We start from the raw sequence: 25,309 nt of genomic DNA, 5'->3' as shown, positions 1-25,309 counted from the left end.
ATCGAATGGAAAGATGCCCAGGCCAGAACACCCAGCCTGGGACGGTAAGGTCAGCTCAATCTGCTTATTCAGTCAGCTCGAGTGCAAGTTCTTCAAACACCGCATCTACCCCGGTAGAGTAGTCACTGCCACCCTCTTCATCAACCAATAGCTCCATAATTTCATCGGCTGTTTCGGAGACAGAATCCGATGTGCCAAAGCTGGAAATCTTGGACTCAACGGTGCCCATTGGCGAGAAAACCTCGTCAGCAGCTGTCTCACTGCTGGTCGATGAATCATCCGCAAGGACAGCTGACATCGCGGGTGAAGGTGCCGGCAAAAAGACGAATGAGGCCTGTCGGTTCCGCACAATCGTGCCGTCGGGGCCTTGAACCTGACCATTGCCGTCCAAGTCAGCCCGAATATCGTAATCGAAATACCCTGTATCCGTGGCGTTATTGCCCGGCCCATCAAACAGGAACCCGCTTTGTTTGGAGACCACAAAGCCAGCGTCGTTGTTGTTGACGATCAAGACGTTTCCGCCTGGATTGGTAGCACGAACATCGACTGAGTCACCTGGCAACACAAGGAACTGGAATGACTGATCGCCACCAGCAAGCGAGCCGCCGGAGCCATCGTCGATGTCAGCTGCCAGTACGGTCAGCGTGAACTGGTTGGGTCCCATTCCCTGGTCGAGTTGCAGGGTCGCAATGTTGGTACTCGTATCGAAAGCAACCGGTCCGACGATCATTGGAACGACGCCCGCTGCGAAATTCGAATCGAAACCATTCATGCCGCTCAACACGAAGTCATTGGCATCAAGCGACGCACCGACATTCGCACTGAACTGAACCTTGATTTGATTCAAGTTCACCCAAGGCAGTGATTCACCACCGGTGATTCGATAGCCCTCGGCAATCCCATCGGCGGACACACCCATTGATGGCCCATCGTTGAAACCACCGTCGACAAAGTCGCGGAAGATCGGCGTCCAACCAGTGATACTAGCACCCGCATCAGCGACCGAGTTCACTATCAAGCCACCGACCGTGATCGCGCCTTCGACCACATCTGTCAGGTTGATCGTGACGGTGCCGGTGCCGGTGTTTCCACCGCTGTCGGTGACCGTGATGTCCAACGTGAAGCTGGTGGTCGTTTCGAAGTCCAAGGCAGCGGGGTTGGTGACTGTCACCGCTCCCGTGGCTGGATCGACCGCGAAGACCGAAGCCCCCGTGCCACCCGTGACACTGAACGTCAACGTGTCGCCTGGCAAGTCAGCGTCCGCTGCAACCACGGGTCCCAGACCCGGCACCGCACCCGCAGGGCTGTTCTCAGGAATCGTGAACGCTTGAGCGGCAATCGTTGGTGCCGAATCGTTGTCGAACACGTTGGAAGTCGCCGAGAGGGCGGTGCCCAGTGCGAATCCTGGCGGTGTCACGACCAATCCGGTCGCGGTCAACGTCACGGTCTCGGTCCCTTCCGCGAGGGCGTCATCGATCACCGTGAACGAGACGTCTTCGGTGGGCGAACCAATTGCGATGGTGGCCGTTCCAGCGATCGTGCCGCGATCGCCGTTGGCGACCGTCGCTGTTCCACCGGTCTGAATCTGGACCGTGATCGCTGTGGTACTTGTCAGTGGGACACCCGTGCCATCCGGCAACGAGTTGAGCGAGATGACAAACTGACCAGGTGTCGGCCCATCTTCTGAACCGTTCGTCACGTCGGCTTGGCGAACCACGATGTAACCGAAGTCGTCACTTTGAATCGTGACTGTCGCGGTCTGAGGGGTCACCGTCACGTTCGACGAGTTCGGGTTGACCGTCACCGTGCTTCCGGTGAGGTCCACCGTCACCGTTTCGTTTGGTTCGATGACCGCATCATTCAGCACATCGACGGTCACTTCAACGAACGTGTCACCCGCGTCAATCGTTGCCGTTCCCGACAAGGCGGTGTAATCGCTGCCCGATGTGGCAGTGCTGCCGCTATCGATCAAGTACGTGAACGTGGTGTCCTCGGACGACTTGTTGGTCAACTCGAACCGGAAGACACCCGTTTCGCCGAACCCAGTCGTCCCCGTCTCACTTGGAGTCGAAGATGCCGCCGGTGCCGTCACCGACAGCACGGTTGTGTCCGTGTTGGTGATCGTTCCGGTTCCCGTTGCCGCCGAGCCGATCGACGCCATCGGCGCGATCGTCGTGCTGATGCTGTCAATCCCCAAGGTGAACGTCTCATCGCCTTCCACCACGCTGTCATTGTCAATGTTGACGGTGACGGTTTGCGGGCCGGAGGTGTTGTTCAGCGTCACTTGAGCACCGGAGACAGGCGTGTAATCGAGTTCCCCGTTGACCGAGAGTCCCGAAGTGATTGCGGTCCCGTCAGCAGTCGACAAATCGACCGTCACATCACCCGCGATCGAGCCCACCAGACTGACGTCGAAGGTGATCGTGCCATTTTCTTCGTCTTCGATGGGGTTGCTGATTGCGATCGAAGCCGAGTCATCGTTGGTGACCGTTGCCGAAGCAGTGTCGTTGACCAGGTCAACGGTTCCATCGTTGGGAGCATCCGCATCGACGTTGGCCGGGTTGGACAACGTGACGGTGAAACTCTCATCGGTTTCGACCATTCCGTCACCAATCACTTCCACGGTGATGGTTTCGCTCAACGAACCGGGCCCGAAGGTCAATGTTCCTGTCATCGAACCGACGATGTCGGCCGCGTCGATGTCACCGGACAAAGTCCAATCCACCGTCGTGTCTTCGGTCGATCCCGTGATGAATCCATCGCGAGTGACCTCGAAGGTGTACAGGGTCGTCGCAGGCGAGTCACCTTCGGCTTGGGTCGGCGTGGTGGTGGCCAACAATTCAAGATCAATGTCGTCATTCTCGATCGTGACGTTGCCTTCGTCAGTGATGTCGATTGGCGAGGCACCCGTGGTCGGCGAGCCGGTGTAGCTGGCGACCGCAGAGTTCGGCCCCGTGCCGGCCACAATCGAGATCGGGCCGCTGTTCGTGCTATCGCTGAAGTTCACCAGCAACGTGGCACCGATCAGATCACTGGCGGAGACGATACCGTCAACGCCCATTGCATCGACGTCGACTTGGAAGCTAAACACTTCGCCACTGTCAAAGTCGGTGAACGAGAGCGTCAATGAGTTGTCGCCATCCGCAATCATCGGAGCGGCAAGTCCGGTATCTGTCCCGCTGGTTCCCAGCGCGGAGAACGGCAAGCTGATCGTACCGCCGGTGGTGCCGTCGATATCGAAATCGTGTGCCGTCGCCAACGTGCTGAGGTCCAGTGTGACGCCGGTGATATCGACGCCGCCGGTGGAAGTGTTGGTGACCACAAACGGTGCGGCCGTTGGTGCGGCGGCCGGTGATCCCAGGCTACCGGCTCGCAAGAAGACCGCCGAATCGTTGGCAGTCGGATCCGATGCTGTGCCGGGAACGATCACCAAACGAATTTGATGAGGGGCCGCAGACAAGCCCGGTTTTGTGAACGTGATGACGTTCGTGAACCGGTCATACTCCATCAAATGACTACCAGATGGGGTGACGTTGGAAACGCTGGCGTCCAACGCTGACAACTCATACTCCTTCACGCCATCAATGAAAATTTGGAACAAGTCGTCGTTTTGCGCCGGAACCGCGGCGGTCTGCTCTTCCGTCGCGAAGACGAAATCAAGACTCAAGTCACCGCCGGCCCAATTGATATCAAATTCCAGCTTGGTATCGGCAGGTGTTCCACCTGCCCCCGATGAAGTGGATCCCGAACTGTTTGGTCCGACCGCTGCACCAGCGACACGGTTGGCCAGAATGACGCCTTCGGCGATGCCCATAGCATTGAAGCCTTGATTAAACAATCCACCAGCATGGTCGAGTCCTGCCAAACTAGGTTCGCTGAAAGTGGGCATTCCCGTCAGGGTAGCTCCGGTACCGAGCAACGCACCCGTCAAATCTGCTGCAACATCAGTAACCACCGGAACCTGTAAGTTGCCAGCGGCCGGAGGCGTGGTCGGCGAATCGGTGAACGTGTCACCAACAATCGAGAAATCGAAGCCCGGAGTTGTCGTGACAACCCCCAGACCTGGTGCATTCAGATTGCTCAGCACGACTTTGAAGGCTTCGTCCAATTCGACGTCGCTGTCGCCGTTGACAGTGATCGAAATCGTTTTGGCTTCGCCCGCTGTGCCGGCAAAATTCAAGGTGCCGGAATCGGCGACGTAGTCGCTGGTGTCTACCGCCGTGCCATCAACCGTTGCGTAGTCCACGGTGAATGCACCTTGAACATCATTGACCAAGGTCACCACCACTTCGGCGACAGTTGTGCCCGAAGAAGTTTCGCGAATGACAGGATCGCTGACCGTCAAGCTGGTCGTGTCGTCATTGACGATCGTGGCCGTTTGAACATTGTTGACCAGGTTCAACGCATCCGCAGCCGTCCCACCGCCACTCGGCGGTGCGTAAGTCGGGTTTGAAAGTGTGAAGACAAAGTCTTCATCCGGTTCAACGGTGGTGTCTTCGGCGAGCCGCACTGTGATGGTTGCTGTCGTCTGACCGTCGGCGAACACCACGGTTCCCATTGGGAATTGGCCGCTCTCGAAGTCGCTGCCGTCCACGTCCCCAGAAATCACGTAATCCAAGGTGGACGACCCAGCGGTCAAACCACTTCGGGTGATCGTGAATTCGAATTCGGTCATGTCACCGACCACGTTGCCTTCCGGCTGGCTGGCCGGGCTGGCCGAACTGAGCGTGAAGTCCACGTCGTTGTCGGTGATCGTCACAACAGCGGGTGAACCGAGCGTGACTCCACCGGCAAGTGTGCCGGTGACACTGTCCAACGTCACGTCAATCGTCTCGTCCCCTTCGACGACTCCATCGACGACCGTGGCGATCGTGAACGTCTGAGTTTCACCCGCGGTCAAGCCAGAGAATGTCACCGAGCCAGACGCGTCAGCGAAGTCGTCCACAACAGTCGCTGAACCACCTGCGGTGGTGTAGTTGACCGTGATGCCGCCTGCGACCGGTTGGTCAAGGGTCAAGGTCACCGTCGCGGTGCCGCCTTCGTCCACACTGACGTCAGCGACCGAAACGGTCGCTCCGTCATCGTTTGTGATCGTTCCAACAGCCACACCATTGTTGATCTGAATCGTATCGGCGTCGGCACCCAGTCCAGTGTCACTCGCGTTACTGAGAGTGACGGTGAACTCTTCGTCGCCTTCCAGATCCAAGTCGCCAACAACATCCACTGTGATCGTGGCGGTATTGACGGTCGGCGCGAAGGTGACACTGCCGGTCAGCGAACTGCTGATGTCTCCGGCCTCCGCCGGATCAGCACCGGTGAGCGTCACCGCCCAGTCGGCCGTTGACGTACCAGTGTCCAACCCGGTTCGGGTAACCGTGAAAGTGTAACTCGTCGTCCCACTGTTGCCCTCCGGTTGTGCAATCGTCGCCGGAGTCAGGTCCAAATCGATGTCATCATTGGTGATCGTGACTTCCGCCGTGTCGCCGCTGGTGATGCTGGCGACCGGAGCCGTTGGAGTGACCGCGGTCACAGCACCCAGCGTCACATTGATCACGTCATCGCCTTCGACCACGTCGTTGTTGATGATCGGAATTGTGAACGTTTGGGTTTCCAAGGCGGTGCCACCGACGAAGGTCAGTTCGCCCGATGCCGCCGTGTAGTCGTTGTCGGCGATCGTCGCGGTGCCATCGCTGGTGCTGTAGGCCACCTTGAAGCTGCCTTGAACGGCCTTGTCCACTGTCACGGTGACCGTCGCGGTGCCGTCGTCTTCGTTGACGGTCACATCGCCAACGGTCACCGTTGCGGGACCGTCGTTGTCAGTGATCGTCACCATCGCAGGCGTGGCCGCGGCGGTGACCGTTGCCGGTGCCCCCGTGATCGCACCGAGCGCCAGAGTGAACGTTTCGCTACCTTCCACAACCAGGTCGTCGGTGATCGGAATGACGATGTCGACGGTTTCTGTTGCCGATCCGCCTGCGAACGTTGCCGTGCCCGAGACGCCGACGTTGGTGTAGTCGCTGCCCAAGTTGGCGGTGCCGTCGGCCAGCGTGTAAGCCACGCTGAACGGTCCAGCCACCGGTGCACTGATCTGCAATGTGATTGTCGCCGTACCAGCGGCTTCATCCACCGTGACGGTCGGCGTGAAGAAGCTAATCATCGCTCCACCATCGTTGTCGAGGATGTCGAGCGTCGCAGTGTTGCCAGGAACAGCAGGCGTTCCGACGTTGGGAGCAATCGAAATTTCAGGATCGACTGGAGTTCCGAGCGAAGTCAACTTGATGACCACGTTCTCGGTGCCTTCGACCAACGAATCATCAATCGTCGCAATCGTGATTTGCTTCTTCGACTGACCAGCACTGATCGTCAGGATACCACTGGTTGAGTTGAAGTCAGGCGCCAATCCGCTCTCATCTGCGGTGCCAGTGACGTCGTAACTGACCACCACATCGGTCGAGGCGGTGACCAAGACTCCGGTCACCGGGTGGACCAACTGAACCTCGAACAGGCCGTTGATCGGTCCTTGCTCGTTGCCATCCTGCAGTCGGACGATGCGAACCACTGCCGAGTCATTGTCGACGATATTCAGCGACGCGTTGCCCGATGCGGTGATGTTGCTGTTGTCGGTGCTTACCAGCGCGATCTTGACGGCTTCGGAATACTCGACGATCGAGTCCGGCAGAACGGTGACCACCAATTGGCCGGTCGTCTGTCCAGCGGGGATGACCAGCGATCCGATGGTGTAGTCCACACCGTTTGTTGCGGTCAGAGCGGGAATGCCCGACGCATCGATCAAGAAGCTCACGGTGGTCGCAGTGGAACTCGGAGCCGACATGGTGGCATTGAAAATGCCGTTGACCGGTCCTGCTTCGTTGCCATCCACCGTTGACGTGATCGTCACATTGGCCGAGTCATCGTTGGTGATCGTGCCGGTGCCAGTTGCGGCACTTGCCGTGACCGAACGTCCGCCGTCAACCACGTTGGCCAAACTGACCGTGAAGTTTTCATCAGGTTCCACCGTGCTATCAGGCGTTGGGGTAACTTGGAACGTTTGGGTTGTGACACCCGCTGCGAAGTTCAACACCAAGCCGGAAACTTGACCGTAGTCGCTGTCGAGCAAGGTGGCCGTCCCGTCTGCGGTCGAAACTTCGACGCTGGTGGCCACATCGACCGCGTCGGACAGGGTCACGGTGAAGGTCAACGGTCCGCCGTTTTCGGCACCCGATGCATTTCCAACCGTGAACTCAGCACTGTCGTCATTGGTGATCGTGCCCGTGCCTGCAGTGGCACTTGCGGTTACCGCGCGTCCGCCATCGACAAGACCGGACAAGCTGACGGTAAACGTTTCGTCGAGCTCGACGGTGCTGTCCGCGGTCGGGGTGACGGTGAACGTTTGCGTGGTCACACCCGCAGCAAAGTTCAGTGTCAGGCCCGAAACCTGGGTATAGTCCCCGTCGGCCAGCGTTGCCGATCCATCATTGGTCGAAACGTCGACACTGGTGGCAACGTCAACGGCGTTGGACAGTGTCACGGTGAAGGTGACCGGTCCGCCGTCTTCGGCACCCGTTTCACTGCTGACGGTGAACTCGGCCGCATCATCGTCGGTGATCGTACCGATTCCGTTGGTGCTGCTGGCGGTGACCGCACGACCCCCATCCACCACGTTGTCCAACAGGATTCCGAACGTCTCATCCAGTTCGACTTGATTGTCCGCGGTCGGTGTGACCGTGAACGTTGCCGTGGTTGCCCCGGCCGCGAACGTCAGTGTTTGCGACGTGACCGCACCGTAATCCGAATCGCTGATCAAAGCGGTGCCGTCAACTGTTGAAACATCCACCTTGGTTTCCACATCAACCGGATTGGACAGCGTCACAGTGAACGTCATCGGTCCGCCGTCTTCGACACCCGTTTCACTGCTAACAGTGAACTCTGCTGAATCGTCATTGGTAATCGTGCCTTCACCCTGACCGTCAACAATGATGACACGGGAAGGGTCGGTCGCACCGTTAAACTGTGGATCGCTCAAGTCAACGGTGAACAATTCGTCGAGTTCGACCTGCACATCGCCGTTGATTGTGACAACCACCGGTTGGCTGGTCACACCTGGAGCGAAGGTCAACGTGCCAGCGTTGCTGACATAGTCACCATCCGCCGTCGTAGCCGTGCCGTCGGTCGTCGTGTAAGCCACCGTGATTTCCTCGCTGGCCGGTTCGCTCAGCGTGACCGTGAAGGTCGCAGTGGTCGTACCGGCATTGGTTTCCAAAACGGCTTGGTCGTTGATCGTGACGACGGTCAAGTCGTCGTTTGTGATCGTGCCTTCGCCTTCGGCATCGGCAATCGTCAAACGAGTCGTATCCGAGACTCCATTGTAGAGCTCGTTACTAAGGTCGATGAAGAAGTTTTCATCAAGTTCCACTTGCGAATCACCGTTGATCACGACGGTGATCGTCTGAGTCGTGACACCCGCGGCAAAGTTGAGCGTGCCGCTGTTGAGGACATAGTCATTGTCGCCCGTGGTGGCCGAGCCATCGCGGGTGGTGTAATCGACGCTAACGGGGTCGCTGGCAGGAGCACTCAAGAGGACTGTGAAGGTCGCCGTCGTCGTGCCACTATTGGTTTCCAACTCAACCACGTCGTCGATGCTAAGTGTGGCCGCATCGTCGTTGACAATCGTCACCGTTCCGGTGTTGGTCGCATCAATATCAGCTGCGTCCACGCCTGCATCCGATGGAACAACGTTGCTGAGCGTCACGCTGAAATTCTCGTCCGGTTCAACGGTCGAATCGACAGTGATCGGAATGGTGATCGTTTGAGTCTCGTTTGCACCACCAACGAATGTCAGCGTGCCGCCGGTGGTTGTGTAGTCCGTCGCATCCGCGGTGCCAGTAGGCAACGAGTAGTCGACCATGAACCCACTTTGAACAGCCTTATCAAGGGTGACGGTGACGTCGACCGTCCCGAGGTCTTCGTTGACCGTCGTGCTAGTAACCGTCAACACAGCTTGATCGTCGTTGACGATCGTTACCGTGCCAGTACTGGTCGCGTCGATGTCATTGGCATCCACCAGGGCATCGCCAGGAACGACGTTGCTGAGTGTCACACTGAACACCTCATCCGCTTCCACGATTGCGTCAATCGCAATTGGAATCGTGATCGTTTGCGTTTCGTTGGCACTGCCGACGAATGTCAACGTCCCGCCGGTGGTCGTGTAGTCGGCGGAATCCGCCGTACCAACTGGCAGCAAGTAGTCCACGGTGAATCCGCCTTGGACGGCCTGATCCAAGGTGACCGTCACGTCCACGGTGCCGAGGTCTTCGTTGACCGTGGTGCTGGTTACCGTCAACACAGCGTCGTCATCGTTGACAATCGTTACTTCGGTGGAACCACTGGCTGTGATCGAAGCGACCGGCGCCGACACCGGTGTGATCGCACCCAAGTTGACGATAAACGTTTCGTCGCCTTCCACAATCGCGTCAACCGTGACTGGAATCGTGATCGTCTGGGTTTCACCGTTCGTTCCGGCGAAAGTCAACGTCCCGGCGGTGTTGTCGTAATCCGTGCCACCGACTGCGTTTCCATCGGTAAAGCTGTAGGCAACATCGAAGCCGTCTTGAACGTCACCCGATAGTGAGACGACAACATCAACTGTTCCCAAATCTTCATTCACAGTGACCGATGCGACGTTCAACGAAACTGCCGCTGCGTCATCATCCTCGATCGTCACCGTGCCACCGGCGGCTGTCACATTCAGTGATCCAGGAATCGTCGTGATTCCGGTCGGAAGGATCTCTAAGTTCACCGTTTCATCGGCTTCGACGATCGTGTCCGCTTTGGTATTCAACGTCACATTTTTGGTGACGACGTTGGTTGTAAGTGGACTGTCTGCCGCGGTAAACACGACATTCTGAGCCACGAAGGTGTCGTAATCGTCACCGCTGGTTGCGGTGCCATCGCCCTTGTCGTCAACGGCAGCAATGATCATCACGCCGGGGGCGATCATGACAGGGCCGGAGCCCGTTCCGTTGATTGTTAGTGTGACCGGTACGTTTTCGGTACCGGGAGCTGCACTCTCCAGAACGGTAGTATCAACAATTTGAATCACGGCACTTTCGTCATCCGCAATCGTGTGCGCCGCGTTGAACTGATTGAAGCTGTTCTGGTTGACGTCGCCACCTTGGAATGTGGTTCCCAAGCCGAGACCACCGATATTGAGTGTTTCAGGTCCTTCCAAAATGTTGTCGTTGAGGATTTCCAAGACTGGAGGCAGACCGCTGGTCGCGACCAGATCGCCGTTCATGTCGTAGAGCGTCAGGTCGAATTCACCGTTGCTACCGCTGTAATCACCTTCCGGAATCACGATGCTACCAGTGAAGTTGTAGTCGATTCCCAAAGTGGCCGTTCCACCCGTGATACTGAAGGTCACCGTTCGCGAAGCGACCGACGTTCCCGTGATGTCACCGGTCACGATCAGGACGGGCCCACTGCCGGTGGTTCCATCTTCATTGCTGAGCGAACCGATCGTGATGCCCGGTTGATCGAATTCAATCAACGCATCGTCGTTGTTGATCGTTCCGATTGCCGTTGCATCGGTGTCTACGCCAATCGCTGGAGGAGCACCTGCCGGAGTGAGACTCACTTGAGGAGCACCCACATTCCCGTCGTAAGCCGCATCCGTCAAATTCACCAAGAAGGTTTCGTCCAGCTCGACGTTGAGGTCACGCGTGATGTCGACGGTGAATGTTTTGGACATCTGACCGGGAGCGAACACGACGGTCTCGGTCTTGGCGGTGTAATCATTGTCAGCGACCGTAGCCGTTCCGTCTGCGGTCGAGACCACGACACTCACGTTCTTGTCGGCGTCCAGGTCGCGAGTGATCGTGAACGTCGCGACGGTCGGCGGCGGAACCGCTGGGTCCCCTTCGTTGACCGTCACATCTGCGATCTCAAAGCTGACGACATCGTCATTCAAAATCGTACCTGTGCTTGTATCCGAGGTGACGATATCGCGAGTCCCCACTGGAGTGGTTGGACTGACCGCAAGCGATGATGTGAACGTTTCGTCACTTTCGACCAATGTCTCGTCCACTGTGGTGACAGTGACGGTCTTCGTCGTCGCGCCGTCAACAGCAAAGAACGTGACAGTCTGAGTCGTCGCGTCGTAATCCGTGCCGTCGGTCGCGGTCACACCCGCAAACGAAACGTCGATGGCGACATCAATGTCGATGGCCTCATCGAGTGTCACAGTGAAGACCAGATTCCCTCCCTCAGTCACCGAGACGTCATCGATAGTGAAGGTCGCGGTATCGTTGTCAACGATCTCGGTATTGACGGTGATGTCGGCAACAGCCGTTCCGGTGCCATCGTCACCCAACAGACGCACGTCGGCACCCGTCGAGCTGCCAGGATTGTCAATCGTGATCTCGACGTTCTCAGTGCCCTCAACCAACGAGTCATCGGTAGCTACCACGCTGACGACCAATGGATTCGTCAGTGCCGTGTCCGCACCCGTTCCATCCCCATTGCTACCGGCAAGGTACGTCAGGACAACAGGGGCAGTTCCACCCGCAAAAGTTGCAGTCAAGAAACCTGAAGCCGGGTTGGCAGTGTTCCAAGCTGTCACGGCACTCTGAATTGCTGTCACTGCGTCGGCGTAGTCGACTCCGTAATCAGTCGTCAATTCGTCGACCTGAACTTCAACCGAGGCATCTTCACCTGATTGGAACAGGTAAGGTGCCCCACCGCTGCCGCTACCGGTCAGCGAGAACGTGTAATCCACCGTGCCACCTTCGGTCACGGGTGAGCCACTTTGAACCAAGTTCCACTCCGCCAAGTCGTTGTCAATGATCTCGGTATTGACCGTGATGTCGGCAACAGCCGTTCCGGTGCCATCGTCACCCAACAGACGCACGTCGGCACCCGTCGAGCTGCCAGGATTGTCAATCGTGATCTCGACGTTCTCAGTGCCCTCAACCAACGAGTCATCGGTAGCTACCACGCTGACGACCAATGGATTCGTCAGTGCCGTGTCCGCACCCGTTCCATCCCCATTGCTACCGGCAAGGTACGTCAGGACAACAGGGGCAGTTCCACCCGCAAAAGTTGCAGTCAAGAAACCTGAAGCCGGGTTGGCAGTGTTCCAAGCTGTCACGGCACTCTGAATCGCTGTCACTGCGTCGGCGTAGTCGACTCCGTAATCAGTCGTCAATTCGTCGACCTGAACTTCAACCGAGGCATCTTCACCTGATTGGAACAGGTAAGGTGCCCCACCGCTGCCGCTACCGGTCAGCGAGAACGTGTAATCCACCGTGCCACCTTCGGTCACGGGTGAGCCACTTTGAACCAAGTTCCACTCCGCCAAGTCGTTGTCAACGATCTCGGTATTGACCGTGATGTCGGCAACAGCTGTTCCCGTGCCATCATCACCCAACAGACGCACGTCAGCGCCAGTCGAACTACCAGGATTGTCGATCGTGATTTCGACATTCTCGGTGCCTTCAATCAGCGAATCATCCGTAGCGACCACGCTGACAACCAACGGGTTGGTCATTGCTGTGTCGGCACCCGTTCCGTCACCGTTGCTACCGGCAAGGTAGGTCAGCACAACTGGAGCTGCTCCACCGGCGAACGTTGCTGTGAGGAAACCCGAGGTTGGGTTGGCAGTGTTCCAAGCTGTCACGGCACTCTGAATCGCTGTCACTGCGTCGGCGTAGTCGACTCCGTAATCAGTCGTCAATTCGTCGACCTGAACTTCAACCGAGGCATCTTCACCTGATTGGAACAGGTAAGGTGCCCCACCGCTGCCGCTACCGGTCAGCGAGAACGTGTAATCCACCGTGCCACCTTCGGTCACGGGTGAGCCACTTTGAACCAAGTTCCACTCCGCCAAGTCGTTGTCAACGATCTCGGTATTGACCGTGATGTCGGCAACAGCTGTTCCCGTGCCATCATCACCCAACAGACGCACGTCAGCGCCAGTCGAACTACCAGGATTGTCGATCGTGATTTCGACATTCTCGGTGCCTTCAATCAGCGAATCATCCGTAGCGACCACGCTGACAACCAACGGGTTGGTCATTGCTGTGTCGGCACCCGTTCCGTCACCGTTGCTACCGGCAAGGTAGGTCAGCACAACTGGAGCTGCTCCACCGGCGAACGTTGCTGTGAGGAAACCCGAGGTTGGGTTGGCTGCATTCCAAGCGGTCACTGCATTTTGAATTGCAGTCACTGCGTCGGCGTAGTCGACTCCGTAATCAGTCGTCAGTTCGTCGACTTGCACGTCGACCGATGCATCTTCTCCGGCTTGGAACAAGTAAGGTGCCCCACCGCTGCCGCTACCGGTCAGCGAGAACGTGTAATCCACCGTGCCACCTTCGGTCACGGGTGAGCCACTTTGAACCAAGTTCCACTCCGCCAAGTCGTTGTCAATGATCTCGGTATTGACCGTGATGTCGGCAACAGCCGTTCCGGTGCCATCGTCACCCAACAGACGCACGTCGGCACCCGTCGAGCTGCCAGGATTGTCAATCGTGATCTCGACGTTCTCAGTGCCCTCAACCAACGAGTCATCGGTAGCTACCACGCTGACGACCAATGGATTCGTCAGTGCCGTGTCCGCACCCGTTCCATCCCCATTGCTACCGGCAAGGTACGTCAGGACAACAGGGGCAGTTCCACCCGCAAAAGTTGCAGTCAAGAAACCTGAAGCCGGGTTGGCAGTGTTCCAAGCTGTCACGGCACTCTGAATCGCTGTCACTGCGTCGGCGTAGTCGACTCCGTAATCAGTCGTCAATTCGTCGACCTGAACTTCAACCGAGGCATCTTCACCTGATTGGAACAGGTAAGGTGCCCCACCGCTGCCGCTACCGGTCAGCGAGAACGTGTAATCCACCGTGCCACCTTCGGTCACGGGTGAGCCACTTTGAACCAAGTTCCACTCCGCCAAGTCGTTGTCAACGATTGTGGTAGTCTTGTCGATCAGACTGACACCACCGAGCAACTGGATGTCGCCGCCAGTTCCAGCATTGCCGGGGTTTTCGATGAAAAGGTTCAGATCCTCAGAACCTTCAACAAGTGAGTCATCGGTGGCAATAATCTCGACATTCAAGTTAGTCATGGCAGTCGGATTGCCTGTTCCATCACCGTTGTCGCCAGCGGTATAGGTCAGCACGACCGGGGCCGTTCCACCCGCAAAAGTCGCCTCCAACAATCCGGCGCCCGGACCATTGTTCGTATTCCAGTCGCTGACTGCGTTCATGATCGCAGTGACGGGACTCGGATAGTCGTCTCCAATGCTGGTATCGAGTGGATCAAGCTGGACCTCGACAGTTGCCTTCTCGCCGGCCTGGAACAAGTAGGGTGCTCCACCGCTGCCGCTTGCGCTCAACGAGAACGTGTATGTCTGCGTATCGCCTTCATCAATGGTGTCGTCAGGGCTTTGAATAAGCCCCCACTCAGCTTTTTCATTATCCGTGATCTCGGTATTGACGGTGATGTCGGCAACAGCCGTTCCGGTGCCATCGTCACCCAACAGACGCACGTCGGCACCCGTCGAGCTGCCAGGATTGTCAATCGTGATCTCGACGTTCTCAGTGCCCTCAACCAACGAGTCATCGGTAGCTACCACGCTGACGACCAATGGATTCGTCAGTGCCGTGTCCGCACCCGTTCCATCCCCATTGCTACCGGCAAGGTACGTCAGGACAACAGGGGCAGTTCCACCCGCAAAAGTTGCAGTCAAGAAACCTGAAGCCGGGTTGGCAGTGTTCCAAGCTGTCACGGCACTCTGAATCGCTGTCACTGCGTCGGCGTAGTCGACTCCGTAATCAGTCGTCAATTCGTCGACCTGAACTTCAACCGAGGCATCTTCACCTGATTGGAACAGGTAAGGTGCCCCACCGCTGCCGCTACCGGTCAGCGAGAACGTGTAATCCACCGTGCCACCTTCGGTCACGGGTGAGCCACTTTGAACCAAGTTCCACTCCGCCAAGTCGTTGTCAACGATCTCGGTATTGACCGTGATGTCGGCAACAGCTGTTCCCGTGCCATCATCACCCAACAGACGCACGTCAGCGCCAGTCGAACTACCAGGATTGTCGATCGTGATTTCGACATTCTCGGTGCCTTCAATCAGCGAATCATCCGTAGCGACCACGCTGACAACCAACGGGTTGGTCATTGCTGTGTCGGCACCCGTTCCGTCACCGTTGCTACCGGCAAGGTAGGTCAGCACAACTGGAGCTGCTCCACCGGCGAACGTTGCTGTGAGGAAACCCGAGGTTGGGTTGGCTGCATTCCAAGCGGTCACTGCATTTTGAATTGCAGTCACTGCGTCGGCGTAGTCGACTCCGTAATCAGTCGTCAGTTCGTCGACTTGCACGTCGACCGATGCATCTTCTCCGGCTTGGAACAAGTAAGGTGCCCCACCGCTGCCGCTACCGGTCAGCGAGAACGTGTAATCCACCGTGCCACCTTCGGTCACAGGCGATCCACTTTGAACTAGATTCCACTCAGCCAACTCATTGTCGGTGATGGTGACCGTCTGATCGGCTGTCGTACCCAGCGAAACTTGGCCACTCAATGTGGTCAGGTTTTGCAACTCAAGGTCGACCGTTTCGTCACCCTCGACCAAGCTGTCATCAACAGGTGTCAGTGTGACAATCTGCGTATCACCGTCGACGGAACCAACGTTGAATGTGACACTGGTCGCACTCAGGCTGTAATCTGCGGGATCAATCGCACTTCCCGTCAGTAGATCAGATACATCGACAGTGACTGCGGTGCCTAAAGCGGTAGATGTACCCACCATATTCAACTCAACAGTGATGTCGAGGGCAGTTGCTTCGTCTGTGCTCTGTGTTGCCGCAGTGAATTCAACTTCAGCTAAGTCGTTGTCGGTGATCGTCAACGCAGCAGTGTCGCCGGTCGGTGCGGTGGGGGTACCACCCGTTGCAGCAATCGTGATATCCGGGTCAACCATCCCTGGGAAAGTGAATTCCGTCAATTTCACAATGACGGACTCATCGCCTTCGACCAACGAGTCGTCAATCGTATCGACACTGATCAGCTTTGGAAGCGTCGAATTGCCAGTGAACAATACCGCCGAGCCAAGGATGGCTTGGTAATCTTGGCCGGGCTGAGCTGTCTGTGGAACAACTTGGTCAGTGAAGTTGACCGAGACACTATTCTGGCTCGGGTTGGACATCGAAACTCTGAAGATTCCGTCGGTCCCTGACCCAACCGGATCCTCCGACGCCTGCTGGATTGCTTCGATTGTGATTTCAGACGAGTCATCGTCAGTCACCGTGGTCGCTTGCGTCGCGGCACCTGTAATTCCGATCGCGGGAACAATCGATCCGCCTGGATTGCTGATGTCGATGCTGAAGGACTCTGTGGGTTCAACCAAATTGGCCAAGTGCCCCGGTTGACTTGCGTTCGTATCATCGAACGTCGTCAGGTCGATCGCAAGCGTCGGCGTGTTAGCCAATCCGTCACCGGTGAAGGTGACGGTTCCCATCGAGTATGTGAACGAATTATCGTCGCCAGGTGATCTTGCAAGGGGGCCGCCACCGCCCGCCGCATTGTAAGCGTCGACAGCTTCTTGAATTGCCTCACCCAATGTCTCCGTAAAGTCGGCGGCCGTCATTGGGGAGTTGAGCGTACGAACAATGTCAATCGTCGCTGTCTCGCCAGCGCTGACCGCAGCACCGGTCAGACCCAGCGAGTACATCGCCGAATCAGCCTCATCGATTGTAGTCGGTCCGGTCTGCAACAACTGCCAGTTGGTCGAATCATCGTCGACGATCGTCGTCGTTACCGTGTCGGCTGGAGTGACCGTGTCCACCGCAACCGTTGCACCACTGGTACTCGGCGCGATCGGCGTGATGGTTAGGGTGAAGTCCTCGGGACCTTCTGAAGCCATGTCATCGAGAATCGACAATAACAATGGCAGTGTCGCGGCGGTGCCGCCTGTGTTGTTGCCTCCGGTGCCGGGATTCGTGTCGGTGTACGTGATCGCTACGCCGGTGCCACTGGCCACAGCGGTGTAATTGGCACCAAGCCCGGCCGCCGTGATCGAGTTGTTCACGTCCATCAGCAGCGAATTGGTGAAATCAGAGGCCTCAGCGGGATTATTGCTTGGCAACGCATTGGGAAAGGTCACTTCCAACTGAACCGCAGCGACTTCTCCCGCTTGGAAAGTCCCAGCCAGTGCCAGGTTGTACATCGCGTTGGTCGCACCTGGCCCCGGTGTGGGTGTCTCGTTGACCTGATTGGCAACGGTGTTGTTGTCTGTGAGCGACCACGTTGCCGGATCATTATCGGTAATCGTGGTGACTACAGCATCAGGAGTGCCGATGATGATATTGGAGAGAGGGATGCCGGTCGTGCTTCCGACTGGTGGGTCAATCAGAACTCGGAAATCCTCGGGGCCTTCGACGAGGCTGTCATCGTTTGTGTTGATCGTGATAGCAAAATCATTGGCCGTCCCGTCGGTCATGCCATGGGTGTATTCCAGCCGCGATCCGGAAAGCAATGCATACGTGCCGCTATTGCCTGCTAGAGGATTGTTGTAGGCAGCAATTGCAGTATTTAGGTCGGCAGCAAAACCGTTGAGATCACCTCCACCAAAGCTCTCAGCGGGATCCATACTCGGCCCGGTACCCAGGCCACCGCGGGAGATATCAACGGACACCGACTCACCTGCTTGGAATGTGCCATCGAGCTTTAATTGATACACAGCCCCCACACCCTCAATGACTGTCGTATCACCAGTGATCGACCAGGTGGCCACATCATTGTCGGTGATCGTCGTGTCGACACTATTGTTCGTGCCATCGATCAGAACGCTGGCACCGGTGCTGCTGGGCATGACCGCGGGAGAGTTCGCCGTCGGAACCGCATTCAGGCTGACCGTGTAGTCTTCTGGACCTTCCACCAAGTTGTCATCGTCGATTGTGATATCGAACGACAACGAATCGACGGTGCCATCAGTGCCACCATGGGTGTACTCAATGAGCACGGTGGTGGGACTGGTGACCGTCGGGGTAAACATGCCACTGGTCGGAGCGGTGCCGGAAAGGGCTATGCTGATTGCGTCGAGCAAGTCTGCCGCGTCCATGCTCGTTCCGCCGGCTGGGAAAGTGACTTCCAGCTCCACAGCCGCGTTCTCACCGGCCTGAAGCGTCCCACCCAAAGCCAACACGTAGGTGGCTACGTTGTTGCCTGTTGGATCTTCTTCAACGCCGGCTTCACCAGTGATCGACCAGGTCGCATCGTCTTGGTCAGCGATCGTCGTGCTGACACTGTTGTTCGTGCCGTCGATCAGAACGTTCGCACCCGTCGTGCTAGCTGCCGAAGCGGCCTGCAACGTGATGCGGTAGTCCTCTGGACCTTCCACCAAGTTGTCGGCGTCATCAATCGTGATCTCAAACGCAAGGCTGTCGACCGGTCCGTCACCGCCAACACCATCGTGGTCGTAGATCAACTCAACGGTCGTCGCAGTGACCACACCCACGCTGTACGTCCCGCTGGCGTGAGGTGCATTGGAAATCGCAATGTTGATCGCGTCAGCCAACTCCGCTGGATCAAGGTTCGGAGCAACATTTGGGAAGTCAACTTCCAAAGTCACCGAAGCGTTCTCGCCTGCTTGAAGGTTCCCGCCAAGGGCCACCGTGTAAGTCGCTACGTTCGATCCGGTCAATTCGCTCACTGCCGTGTCGCCACTGATCGACCAGGTCGCATCGTCTTGGTCAGCGATCGTCGTGTCGACACTATTGTTCGTGCCATCGATCAGAACGTTCGCACCCGTCGTGCTAGCTGCCGAAGCGGCCTGCAACGTGATGCGGTAGTCCTCTGGACCTTCCACCAAGTTGTCGGCGTCATCAATCGTGATCTCAAACGCAAGGCTGTCGACCGGTCCGTCACCGCCAACACCATCGTGGTCGTAGATCAACTCAACGGTCGTCGCAGTGACCACACCCACGCTATACGTCCCGCTGGCGTGAGGTGCATTGGAAATCGCAATGTTGATCGCGTCAGCCAACTCCGCAGGATCAAGGTTCGGAGCAACATTTGGGAAGTCAACTTCCAAAGTCACCGAAGCGTTCTCGCCTGCTTGAAGGTTCCCGCCAAGGGCCACCGTGTAAGTCGCTACGTTCGATCCGGTCAATTCGCTCACTGCCGTGTCGCCACTGATCGACCAGGTCGCATCGTCTTGGTCAGCGATCGTCGTGCTGACACTGTCGTTCGTGCCGTCGATCAGAACGTTCGCACCCGTCGTGCTAGCTGCCGAAGCGGCCTGCAACGTGATGCGGTAGTCCTCTGGACCTTCCACCAAGTTGTCGGCGTCATCAATCGTGATCTCAAACGCAAGGCTGTCGACCGGTCCGTCACCGCCAACACCATCGTGGTCGTAGATCAACTCAACGGTCGTCGCAGTGACCACACCCACGCTGTACGTCCCGCTGGCGTGAGGTGCATTGGAAATCGCAATGTTGATCGCGTCAGCCAACTCCGCTGGATCAAGGTTCGGAGCAACATTTGGGAAGTCAACTTCCAAAGTCACCGAAGCGTTCTCGCCTGCTTGAAGGTTACCGCCAAGGGCCACCATGTAAGTCGCTACGTTCGATCCGGTCAATTCGCTCACTGCCGTGTCGCCACTGATCGACCAAGTCGCGTCGTCTTGGTCAGCGATCGTCGTGCTGACACTGTTGTTCGTGCCGTCGATCAGAACGTTCGCACCCGTCGTGCTAGCTGCCGAAGCGGCCTGCAACGTGATGCGGTAGTCCTCTGGACCTTCCACCAAGTTGTCGGCGTCATCAATCGTGATCTCAAACGCAAGGCTGTCGACCGGTCCGTCACCGCCAACACCATCGTGGTCGTAGATCAACTCAACGGTCGTCGCAGTGACCACACCCACGCTATACGTCCCGCTGGCGTGAGGTGCATTGGAAATCGCAATGTTGATCGCGTCAGCCAACTCCGCAGGATCAAGGTTCGGAGCAACATTTGGGAAGTCAACTTCCAAAGTCACCGAAGCGTTCTCGCCTGCTTGAAGGTTCCCGCCAAGGGCCACCGTGTAAGTCGCTACGTTCGATCCGGTCAATTCGCTCACTGCCGTGTCGCCACTGATCGACCAGGTCGCATCGTCGTTGTCGGTGATGGTGACTTGGTGGGTTGTTTGCGTGCCAGCGGTCACTTGTCCGCTCAGCGCGGGCAGGTTGGTGCCAGTATCCACCAAACTGAAGTCAACGGTCTCAGGACCTTCAACCAATGAATCATTATTGATTGTCAGTGTGATTGGCACGATGGCACCATCAACCGAACCTGCGGGGAAGGTCACTGTTGCAGAATCAACCGTGTAGTCATTGGCGGCCCCCAACAATGCTGTGCCAGCACCGGTGGTCAACAAATCTTCCACGTTGATCGTGATTGGCTGCCCGGTTGCAGTCGCACCGCCCGTCAGATTGAGCTTGAGATCAACTTCCAGCGTTCCACCGGTCTCGGCAACACTGCTGCTTGCGATGTTGAATTGAACCGTTGCAGTGTCATCATCGGTGATTGTGATGGTTTCTGGGCCGGTCAGGTCGACCTGGCTGTTGATCGGATTAGTGGCACCACTGGTGTTGTTGCTAACAAGATTGGCGAAATTGACCTGAAATTGCTCGTCGCCTTCGACAAGTGAATCAGTCTTGGCGTTAACGGCGCCCACTGCAGTGAGCGTTGCGGGAACGGCACCCGCACCGATGGTGAAATTTGACCCGGTGAATTCATAGTCGGCTGGATTCAGGGCGGTCACCGTGCCACCATCAACCAGGTCGAGCTCAATTGATGCCCCAACCGGCAAGACGGCATTCCCGACGCCATAGGTAGCTCCGCCGTCGTTGCTGGTCGTGACAGAAATCGCGATGTCACCAGCAGCGGTGCCTTCGGCAAATGACTGATCGGGACCGACCAACGATCCAGATGGGTTAACGTCGAATTTGATGAAGTCGTTATCGACGATTTCGTGCGTTGTGATCGACTCCACCGGACCGGTTGGGCTATCAACGGGCCCGAGCTGAAGCGCGGTCGTCGTACCAGGATCCAAGGTGATGTTAAACTTTTCTGATCCTTCGATCAGATTGTCGTCAAGCAGTTCTAAGAATGCGACGCTACTGCCGTCCGTTTCAGGTGGAGTGCTAGCACCGTTGGAATCAACTCGATCCAAGATGAAAGTGGTGCCAGCGCTGTAATCCATCGCCGGCAGAATCAATTCCGTGCCAATCTCGAAATCGCTTCCGACTGACGCCGAAGGACCAGCAATCGGCGAGGTCGAGAATCCTAGGGTTCTCGCAGAAGCCGGCAGACCCGTCAGGTCACCTTGAACCAACAAGGTCGGGACATTTGCGGAAGTCGCCGAGACTTCTTCTTCGTCTTGTGAAGTAGTATTGCTCTCGAATTCGACGTTTGCAAAGACCGACGAAAGCGTGACGTCATTTCCGGTTCCACCGGTGTAACTCAATCGAAAGAACGAGTCATTGAAGCCGATAATATCACCCTCGGCCAAAGTCGCCGTTGTGACTCCGGCAACGGCGGGAACCAGAGTTTCGGACTGGTAGAGATCCGCACCCGAAATTGCTCCGAACGTTCCCGTGACAGCACCACCGCCTTGGTTGTTGACGATCGTAATGACTTGATTGGCAGCGGGGCTATAGCCGGGCAACACTGTCAAATCCAAAGTTGCCCCACCTAAGTCAACCGAATTGGTAACGACGTACTGGTCGTAGTCCGTCCCGGCCGTGCCAGCAGCATTGATTTCGATGTCGAGCATATCGCCCGCTCCGAGAGTCAAATCCGTTGAAGTCATGATGCCCGGGCTGAATCCAGGAACAACGCTGGATGTCCCGGTGCTGGATGCTCCGGTGACATTACCGACAACAGTCAGCGTTCCCATGATTTGGGAATTGCCAAACAAACGAACATCGCCGGTGACACTGCCACTACCGACGATTGTTTCGCTGCCAGCGATTTGAACCCCATTGGCTGCAACAAGCGAGCCACCGGAAATGACCGTCGAAGTGCCCAAGAAAGAAGTGTCAGAGTCCAATAACGTCACCGACGACGAACCGACGTTCATCTGACCCAAAGTCGTAAAATCACGAGGTGTTGCAACACTTCCGAAAGTCAGGCCTGTACCAGTCGGTGTGATCACGCTCGACGCCGAGGGGCCGGAGAAGTCAGCGTCGACAACTCCAAATCCTGTCAGCACCTCACCATCCAGAACTGCAGTTCCCGAAGCACCATTGAGCCCAGTGATTCGTCCACCAGCCAGCGTGTAAGTGTCAGCATCAACGCCGCCGTTGATTTCAAGATCGCCGGTGTAGTTTGGTGCAAGATCTTCAATGATGGTGTTGTTGATCCCGTCACCGGCATTGATGACGATCTTGGTCAAACCGACGGTTGATACCACGGTCGTCACTTCACCAGCAGCGTCGGAATCGATCTCGAGCCCCGCACCGGACTTTTTCAACGTGATGTTTTCATCGGCGGCGCTGAATGTGAACGTTCGCTCGCTAGCTAACAGCGAGTCGGTAACAGGCTCGAGTCCGGTGTAAGTAATTGTTGGGCCGCCGGAGATTGCTATGTTCCCATCGTTCTCATTGGCAAAGGTGTGCGTGATTGAGCTGAAGGTTGTCAACCCACTGTCGATTACTTCCAGTTCGTCATTGCCATCGGTACCGCCTTCGTACACGATCGGCAATTCACCCAGACCATTGATGTCGACGGTCAGGAGATCGCTGTCTGTCGCCCGCCCAATAACGCTCACTGATAACAGATTTGAGAAAACGGGTGGTGGCGTTACCAAATCATTGTCGTTGTCATCGACGAAACGAAGTGTATCGAGCCCCCCAGGACCAGTGCCGGGGGACTTGAGTACCGTCACATGCCCATCAAATACGGCAATCGCACTTAGATCGACTGAAAGATTTTGCTCCGCAACATCCCCGATTGACACTTCAACTCGTTCGACGAAATCAGGGAAGGTATCTACGTCGTCACCGTCGACTCCTATCAATGCGACCAGAGAGGTTCGCCCTTGACTAAGCAACGCTTCAAAATCAACATTCGCGTTTAAATGCAATTCATTGCCGTTGACGATCGAAAAGGAAGTTGCGTCCGTGCCCCCAAGTGCAACAACTGTTGACGTTGAACCGTTTGCGGCGACTATAAGATCAGCGACCTTTGTCTGCGGCGAGTTTTCATCAACTGAACTAACGATTGACGATGCCGTTACGGTAGGCGACAGTCCTGCGTAGTAGTCCAACGGCGTTCCCAATGAGACAAAGCTTACGCCAGCTGCTGCCGCTAAAGCCGCATTGCTTGCCAATGTGACCCCATTACCAGCACTGTTAAACCTCAGGATTTCAAATCCATCTGCAAAATAGAAGTTATCCGCTCCATCAAACGCGAAGCCGCCTTCGACATTGTGACCAGATACGCCCGCCGTGCTCAGCTGCGTTGCGCTTAGAAATACAGTTGTCGTACCGGAAGGAGTAACCCGAATCAAGTTATTGGTGCTGTCTGAACCGACAATAAAATCGCCGTTACTAGCCAACGCGCCGTAAACGTCCAGGTCCGAGAGCAGCGCGTCTGTTGAAATAAGCGTACGGTTGCCATCGCGATCAATCGCAAAAACGCCATCGGACTGACCATTGACAGTGCCATCCGTCGCCAAGTATGTCCCCTCGTATGGCCTTGCGACCATCGAATAAGGAGCGTGAGACGAGCCAGCAGGCTGGGCTGAATAGACCTCAAGCGTCGACGACCCAGGGGTGATTGACAGGATTGAGCGAGAGCTGAAATCCGTGATATAGACGGTACCGTCTTTGGCAATACCAACATCACCAACAGACGGCGACACTCCCGTCGCTGCGATGAAGTCTGCCTGAGCTGCGACCGTTGTCACCGCTGTCCCATCAAACTTCAATAGTGACTGACTGGCCCTGTCTGAAAAGTACAAATCACCATTCGGCGCGAAAGCAAGCCCGGCATCTGTAAAGCCGACGCCGGACAATCCTGTAACGGCGGTTATCTCCGCTTTCGTTACGGCAACTGAAACCGCACCCGAAGTTGCGTCGACTTTCAAGATAGTATCCGAACTGTCCTCAGCCACGGCAACACTGTTCGTAAAGTCCACCGCGAGCAACTGCCGCTGCTCCAGCATTTCGGGGCTGAGGCGATTTCTGGTGGTGCTCTTGCGCTTGCTGCTTCCGCGACGCTTCTTGTCTTCTTTTTTACCGAAGCTGATGCCAAACGGCAGCATCGCGGTGAAGGCGACGGCGGGGCGTTTTTCGATTTTTACGAAAAACGGTGGGTTCGTGATGAAGTTCCAGATCGCTGCCAGCCCCAAGCCGATCTTGGTGATCCAGCTGCCTTTGAACGCTTCGCGGTAACGCTCGATCCGGGCTTTTTGACGCTCGATGAACATCGCCTTGCGTTCGTTGGCTTTGTGCTCCCAGCGATTGAAACGCTCTCGCATTTTCTGCATGCGAGTGGCGGAGGTGTTTTGAGTGCGGCCGGCGAAGTTGTGATGACTGGGGCGAATCGACATGGATATTCTCTAGAAAGCTAAGTCAAATGAATTCGGGAATGAGGCCTTGGGGAAACAAACTTCTGGTCAAGGCTTGATTGGCTTCAGCGACGTGTTCGTCGCGGGTGCGGCATGGCCCAGAGGAGCCAGCCAGGGACGTTGAATCAGGTCCCAATCAAAGGGTGCGGAGGGCGAAATACTTGCCAACGTGATTGGCAAACTCGCCCTCGTGTGAGCGTGGAAAAGAGGATCAGTGACGCACAAAAATCGCCCTGTTTCGCCTCACCAATCGCCCTGCGGCGATTTCGTGGAGTCGCGGTTGCTTTGATGCACCCAACCATTTCGTCTTCTCAACTGAGGAAGATAGTCGCCGCCCAAAAGCGGCCTCAAATCAATCCGCCCGAACCCAGCCCCCCCTTCCAAACACGGGAAAAGCGATCTGCGCGCACCCCATGGAAGGGGTACTAGCTCGAGTGTGAGGAGAGATCCTAACTGGGGGTTTTGGGGGAAACAAGCATTCAATCGATTAAAATCCGAAGACCCCCCCTCCCTTGGAAAAAAGTTCCGGCATTGAGCGATCTCGCACCGGACCACAATCATTGGGAAAGCCTCGTTACAAAACGTTTTCTGTGCAAAACGCGTCCGAACAAGCTGGAAAAATTTATTTTCCATGAGTACGAATCCGGCGGTCGAGCGTACAGACGTTCATTTACTGAACTTACACTTGGAAACAAACCACCCAAC

General features: G+C 56.5%; 1 protein-coding gene. It reads right to left on the bottom strand.

All coding sequences use genetic code 11. The annotated features are described in order from the left end of the window. Positions 1 to 64 precede the first annotated feature (64 nt). Positions 65 to 24,586: a Calx-beta domain-containing protein gene (locus RB_RS24475; RefSeq protein ID WP_011123429.1), complete on the bottom strand. Its 24,522-nt coding sequence runs from the start codon at positions 24,584 to 24,586 to the stop codon at positions 65 to 67. Between the last annotated feature and the right edge of the window lie 723 nt (positions 24,587 to 25,309).

This window comes from Rhodopirellula baltica SH 1, assembly GCF_000196115.1.
Taxonomy (GTDB): Bacteria; Planctomycetota; Planctomycetia; order Pirellulales; family Pirellulaceae; genus Rhodopirellula; species Rhodopirellula baltica.
Note: the sequence above shows the minus strand (reverse complement) of the source record. Positions and strands in the feature narration are given on the sequence as shown.

What these genes read in the sequence shown, in the direction of transcription:
- RB_RS24475 (WP_011123429.1), bottom strand. Translation starts at nt 24,586, where the DNA reads ATGTCGATTCGCCCCAGTCATCACAACTTCGCCGGCCGCACTCAAAAC.